General features: G+C 59.5%; 6 protein-coding genes. 1 reads left to right on the top strand and 5 read right to left on the bottom strand.

Annotated elements, in window-relative coordinates; all coding sequences use genetic code 11:
* Positions 1-475: 475 nt before the first annotated feature.
* Positions 476-2,017: a hypothetical protein gene (locus MUO23_13350; protein ID MCJ7513935.1), complete on the bottom strand. Its 1,542-nt coding sequence runs from the start codon at positions 2,015-2,017 to the stop codon at positions 476-478.
* Positions 2,018-2,440: 423 nt separating this feature from the next.
* Positions 2,441-2,740, bottom strand: a complete 300-nt coding sequence (locus MUO23_13345) for a hypothetical protein (protein MCJ7513934.1) — start codon at positions 2,738-2,740, stop codon at positions 2,441-2,443.
* A 56-nt stretch (positions 2,741-2,796) separates the two neighbouring features.
* Here MUO23_13345 and MUO23_13340 point away from each other — a divergent pair, with 56 nt between their 5' ends.
* Complete coding sequence (locus MUO23_13340; protein ID MCJ7513933.1) at positions 2,797-2,976, top strand: hypothetical protein; 180 nt, start codon at positions 2,797-2,799, stop codon at positions 2,974-2,976.
* 201 nt (positions 2,977-3,177) lie between these two features.
* Here MUO23_13340 and MUO23_13335 read toward each other — a convergent pair whose 3' ends face one another.
* The 3 genes from MUO23_13335 to MUO23_13325 all read right to left on the bottom strand — a co-directional run bounded on the left by MUO23_13335 (position 3,178) and on the right by MUO23_13325 (position 5,681).
* Positions 3,178-3,873 (bottom strand): hypothetical protein, encoded by a 696-nt coding sequence (locus MUO23_13335; protein MCJ7513932.1) that lies wholly within the window; start codon positions 3,871-3,873, stop codon positions 3,178-3,180.
* A gap of 209 nt (positions 3,874-4,082) precedes the next feature.
* Positions 4,083-4,775 carry a hypothetical protein gene (locus MUO23_13330; GenBank protein MCJ7513931.1) on the bottom strand — a complete coding sequence of 231 codons (693 nt, stop codon included), beginning with the start codon at positions 4,773-4,775 and terminating at the stop codon, positions 4,083-4,085.
* A gap of 210 nt (positions 4,776-4,985) precedes the next feature.
* Positions 4,986-5,681 (bottom strand): hypothetical protein, encoded by a 696-nt coding sequence (locus tag MUO23_13325; GenBank protein ID MCJ7513930.1) that lies wholly within the window; start codon positions 5,679-5,681, stop codon positions 4,986-4,988.
* Positions 5,682-6,070: the final 389 nt, after the last annotated feature.

Genomic DNA, 6,070 nt, shown 5'->3' with positions numbered 1-6,070 from the left:
ATCCTCGCGTCTATCAGCTCAGAGGGAGACACGTCCTTCGAACTGCTCTTCTTCATGTCATCTCCACGTGTCGTTGACGCGGTGTTGCACCGGTGACATGGATTGTATCCTGGGAATTCGAGCTTCCCGGATGCCTAACGGCCTCGAGCTAAGCTGCCCGGCGGAAGCGGGCATGCTCCCTGAGATTGTGCGGCTTGCTTGCGGGCAGAGCAAGCATCTCCGAAGGCCCAGCCCGCCGGGTCAGCTTCAGCGAGTTGTTAGGCCGCCCAGAAGAAAGACAACTTGTGACAATCCCCCATGACCCATTCTCACTCTCTCGGGGCAATCCGCGAAAGCCACATGGGGGTGGAGTCGAGGATGGTACCAGAGGGAGGGTGTCGCCAATCGAGAATCCGACCAGTGGTGTGCCGTGGAGGGAGAGGCGTGCAGCAAGGATAGCGGCCGCCGCGGCTTTCGTCTGCGTGTCCCCTTGTCCCTAGCGGCTCTCCGGGTCAGCAGGCAGCAGGCGGATGTCGTCGATCCAGAACGCTTCTTGGCCCGCGCCCGACTCATCCTTGATGTTGATGCGGAGGATGTCGGTATCGGCTCCCCCAGTACGTGAGAGCGGGATCCTAACTCTTTGCCAGCGGTTGGGGATGTACGCCCCCATCGCTATGAAGTCAGGATCATCGACGCTGACCTTGGGCATGAGTTCCTTGTCCGCCGTGTCGTTGAAGTAGACGGACAACTGGCGAAGCGTGTTGTCCCCAACGTAGATGTAGAACTCGAGCCAGTGGTAGGGTGCCGTGTTGAAGCCGGGGACGTGCAGCGAAAGAGCCCCCGTGGGACCAAGGGAAGCCTTGATCGAAAGGGGTTTGCTGTGGGCGTGCTCACGTGAGGCCACGTCGACGGTCGAGTACCAGGACCAATCCTCCCAGGCAAGTGCCAGCTTGTTCTGATACACAACTGCCGCACTAGCCTCCTTGGGTGGGAGCGTTGGGGCGGGCGTCGCAAGCGGCGTCGATGTGAGGAAGCGAGTGCCATCGACCCAGAATGGCTCTTGGCCATCGCCCGAAGCATCGTTGATGGACATGCCCCAGATGACGGTGTCGGCGCCTCCGGTGTCTGTAAGCGGGATCCTGACTCTCTGCCAGCGATTGGCAATGTACTTCTCTCCCGCTATGTATCTTGGATCATCAATAGACACCCGGGGCAGCAGGTCGCTGTCCGCGTTGCCACCGAATACGAACGAGAGGCGGCGAAGCGTGTTCTCCCCGACGTAGATGTAGAACTCGATCCACTGGTAGGCGGACGTACGGAAGCCGGGAGGGTACCGGAGAGAAAGAGCACCCCAAGGCTCCAATTCGGCCCGGATAGACACGGTTCCGTCAGTGGCGTGGGCATGCTGGGTAGAGGCGAGTTGGATATCGGAGTCCCATGACCAGTCTTCCCACCCAAGGCTGAGGACGTCTCGATAGACGACTGCCTGATTGCTGGCATCGAACGTCGGCAATGCTGCCTCCGGTCCCGGCGTCGCAAGAGGCGTCGATGCGAGGAAACGAATGCCATCGACCCAGAATGGCTCTTGGCCGTCGCCCGATGCATCGTTGATATTGATGCCCCAGATGACCGTTTCGGAGCCTCCAGTGTCTGCAAGCGGGATCCTGACTCTCTGCCATCGGTTGGCGATGTATGTCCCTCCTGCTATGTATCTTGGATCATCAATCGACACCCGGGGCAGGAGGTCGTTATCCGAGTTGCCATTGAATACGAACGAGAGGCGGCGGAGCGTGTTCTCCCCGACGTAGATGTAGAACTCAATCCACTGGTAGGGGGATGTATGGAAACCGGAAGGGTACTGGAGGGAAAGGGCACCCCAGGGCTCCAATTCAGCCCGGATAGACACGGTTCCGTCAGAGGCGTGGGCATGCTGGGTAGAGGCGAGCTGGATGCTTGAATCCCATGACCAGTCTTCCCAGCCAAGGGCGAGGGCGTCTCGATAGACCACGGCCTGATTGCTGTCATCGGTCGTCGGCATTGCTGGCTCCGATCCCGGCATCGCCGCGGGGCGCGCGGGCTGCACGGCGGATGTCGCAACGGCCGAAACCAGGAGGATGAGGAGAATGGGAGCCTGATGCTTCATGGTGCTCGCTCTCCTTGTGGGACGCGGAAGGCTGTCGCAAGACGACAGTCCGGTGGGGCTACTCAGTGGGGGCGGCGATGGCAGGCCTCGTGATTCTAGCTTCACCAGATGCCTGTTGCTGTGTGCCTGGCCTGCGACTCCCCTACGCAGCTTGGGCGGCCTAACGGCCTCGAGCTATGCTGCCCGGCGGCTATGGCTGGCTTCCTTCATTCTAGGACAACCTGGAAGGCAAGCGGCCACTGCTTTTCCGTCCGCCAGCCGGGTCGGCATCAGCGAGTTGTTAGGCGGGCAGCGCCTCCCTGGCCCAAGGACACGGGACTACTGGGCAGTGATTCTGAACGTCTGTTTTGCCAGCTGGCCCGGGACATAGTTGCCGCCATATCCATCCGGAAGAGGCCGGAGCACATTGAACGCGACTGTCGCGTCATGTCGTCCGCTGGACAGGCCTGAGATGATGGCGGTGGAGTAGAGCCAGTAGGAACCCTCGGAGTCCTTCGGGCAGTTGTGTGGGAGGTCGGGTGAAGGGGGTTGAGCTTTCCCAGGGATGACCTGTCCATCGATCGTGAGCTCGACGGTCAGGGCCGTGGTCCATTCGTCCGCCAGCTGTTTGCCGAGCACACCCCATCCCCCGTAGAAGAGCTGGATGGGTTCGTCCGCCCGAACAACATAGTCCCTTGCGCAAGCCCGGCGAAGAAGAAGGGGTTGGGGAGTGGGAGTCGATGTTGCTGGAATGGGAGTATCGGTTGGGATGGGCGTGTCAGTGGGTGGGACAGTGGGAGATGGGGACGTCGGCGTGCTCACTGGAGTACTGGTGGCTTGTGGCAAGGTGGGCGCGCACGCTGCAGGCAGCATGAGGCCTACTATCATGAGCGAAATGGCAATGGGTTTCATGGTATGCAAATCTCCTCGCTCTGCCAAGCTCCAGCTGGCCGCCTAACGGCCTCGAGCTATGCTGCCCGGCGGAAGCGGGCAGGCTCCCCATGATTGTCGCGCACGCCGGCGGGCCAGGCGCCTTCCCTTATGCCCCAGCCCGCCGGGTCAGCTTCAGCGAGTTGTTAGAAAGCTTCGAAGGCCCAGCCTTTGGCATCCCTGACCACGATCTTCTTGCCCTGGACCCCATACTCAAGAGCGAGGTCAGGAGCTGAGTCGTGGTTCGGCGTAAGCGTACGATAGAGCCAGAATCTCTTCTGGAGGACCACGACGCAGAGAGCCAGAGTGTGGCCGCACTTCTGCCAGGGATCACGAAGATCCCCGATCGCTTGAGCGAACTTCTCCATCAGGGCGGGAATGGTCCTCGAGTCTGCATTCTGGAGGACGTGAAACCACAGTCCGTCGCAATGCTCACGAAGGAGCTTCTCGAGGTCCTTCCGAATCGCGGCGACTGGGGCGTTGTGGGCCTTGAACTCGACGGCCAGGTTGCGAACTAGCCCTTGTGGTGCGTTGGGCGGAGCGGAATAGACGACAAGGTCCGTTCGTGCGCTCATCGTGGTCGTGCCGCTGAATGTGTATCGCTCGCTGGTGGGAACTTCGACTGCGAACGGTAGCTTCAGATTGGCCAACGCTAAGCAGTACAGGACCCTGGCTTCGGCCTCGGACACCCTTGCACGTTGCAGCCCGTTGGTGGCATGTGGCCGATAGGAAGGGAAGACGAGGCTGGAGTTGTTGAAGCGTTCCGGTGGATGGGACTCCGACTGGATGTCGCACAGCTCCAATGCCACCTGACGGGCTATCGCTCTAGTCTCTGGAACCATGAGACTCCCCCTCGAAGCTTTCTAACGGAGCCGAGCTGAGCGGCCCGGCCAAGACGCGTCCAGATGATCGCGCCGAGCTGGCCGGGTCCGCTCCAGCGAGTGGTTAGCCCGCACCCAGCCTACTTGCTTGACAGATGCCCCTATCAAGGCTTCTACTTTGTCGGCTCGACCTCGCTATTATGTCCTAGGTACTGCTCTTCTATTCTCTCTTACCACGCTTTTCGGGCGACCCAGATCCCTACCACGAGGAACCACAGTGTGGTCAGCGCCAAAAGAACGATGAAGAGACCAAGCATGGCCTCGCGTCCGGTGAAAGTCATCAATATGCCTAGGGGCACCCCAATAATGCCCAGGATCAGCCCACCCCAGCCAAGCCAGCGGGGATAAACGGCGCTGTAAACCATGCCAATACCCAGGAAGACGAAAGCCAGCCAATAGACGATTACTTCCAATGGGAATAATCCTCTGCCGAAGGCAGGAATCGCGGCAACCGCGATATACGCCGCATCCTTGCCGGCATCTGGCGCGGCCAGCCAGTTGACGATCGCGGCTGGAAAAGACACATCTAGTGACATGCCTACAATAGTCCAAACGGCAGTCCCCACCAAGTGGAAGTAGAAGCCAACGCGCGCCCAGGCAGCACCACCCGCAGTGATGGAGCGGTAGACTCCTGCCGTGCCGATCATCACCGCCCAATAGCCAAAAATCACTAGCAGCGCACAGGCTTGGAGACGGACTGCCTGCTCACCAACAACTTCCTTCATTTCCAGCCAGTTGCCAACACCCAAAGAGGGCGGGAACAAGAGCCTTCCAATAACGATCAGAATAGCCCCGATGATGAATCCAGCGCTACCCAGTTTCAGATGGGCGTCCCCTCTCACGATACCTTGTTCTTGTGACATGGAAATCTCCTCTCTTGAAGTCTTCTGGTGACCACGCGCTTGTTGGGGGCGGGCTAACGGTGCGCGTTAGCGGCGCGGCGCCGACAGGCGAAGCGTCCGCTGTAAGCGGTGTTAGTCCGCTCCCTGCCTGCTTCGCAGAGATGCCTTCATCCAAGCTTCTGCTTTGTCGGCTCAAACTTCGTGCTTCGTTCTTGGTTCTTCTCTTCCCTTTTACCACGCTCTTCGTGCCACCCAAATGCCTGTCACTAACCACCACAATATGGTTACATATAAGAGAACGCCGAAGAGAATCAAGGAGCTTTCGCGTCCCGTGAAAGTCTGCGTGATACCCAGTAGAATTCCGACCATTCCCAGGGTCAACCCAAACCAGCCCAACCAGCGGGGAACAACACCGCTTTGAACCATGCCAATACCCAGTAAGGCGAAGGCCAGCCAATTGATGATTACTTCCAATGGAAACAATCCTCTGCCGAAGCCAGGAATCGCGGCAACCGCGATATACGCCGCATCTTTACCGTCAGCCGACGCTGCCTGCCAGTTCACGATCGCGGCCGGGTACGACACATTTAGTGACGAACCGATCGTCCAAATAGCAGTCCCCACTAGGAGGAAATAGAAGCCCAGGCGCGCCCAAGCATCGCCACTCGCTGTGTTCGCCGTGATGGAGCGATAGATACCAGCCATCCCGATCATCACCCCCCAAAAGCCAAAAGTCATGAGCAATGCGCAGACTTGGAGAAGAACTGCATGCTGGCCAAACTCTTGTTGCATCACTGCCGCGCCGCCTATGTCGACAGAAGCGGGCCAGGTAACGCCAATCACCATCAGAATCGCGCCGATGAGAAAGCCAGCGCTGCCACTTTTCTGAAGGGCATCCCCTTTCACGATACCTTCTTGTTGTGACATAACAATCTCCTTTCGTGTAGTTCTATTGCTGATCATGCGCTTATGAAGGCGGGCTAACGGCCTCGAGCTAAGCTGCCCGGCGGAAGCGGGCAGGACTCGCAGGATTCTCCGCCCGGCCGGCTGGCCAGGCAAGCCGCACCGAAGGCGCCGCCCGCCGGGTCAGCTTCAGCGAGTTGTTAGGCGGCCCCGTAGGGCGACTGGCGGAAGCGGGTTGTTCTGAGCCGCGACACTATGATGAGGAGCGGCTCCTAGCAGGGTGCTGAAGAAACGGACACGGAGACGCAGATGAAGTGCATCGATAGTCCGATCGCTGGTCCAGGGTGCTCGAGTGCTGGATCTTGGCCCTCGGGAGGGAGTGGTTCAGGTGCCTCTCGCTCCCTACCGTTGCT

The organism is Anaerolineales bacterium (genome assembly GCA_022866145.1).
GTDB lineage: Bacteria > Chloroflexota > Anaerolineae > Anaerolineales > E44-bin32 > PFL42.
Note: the sequence above shows the minus strand (reverse complement) of the source record. Positions and strands in the feature narration are given on the sequence as shown.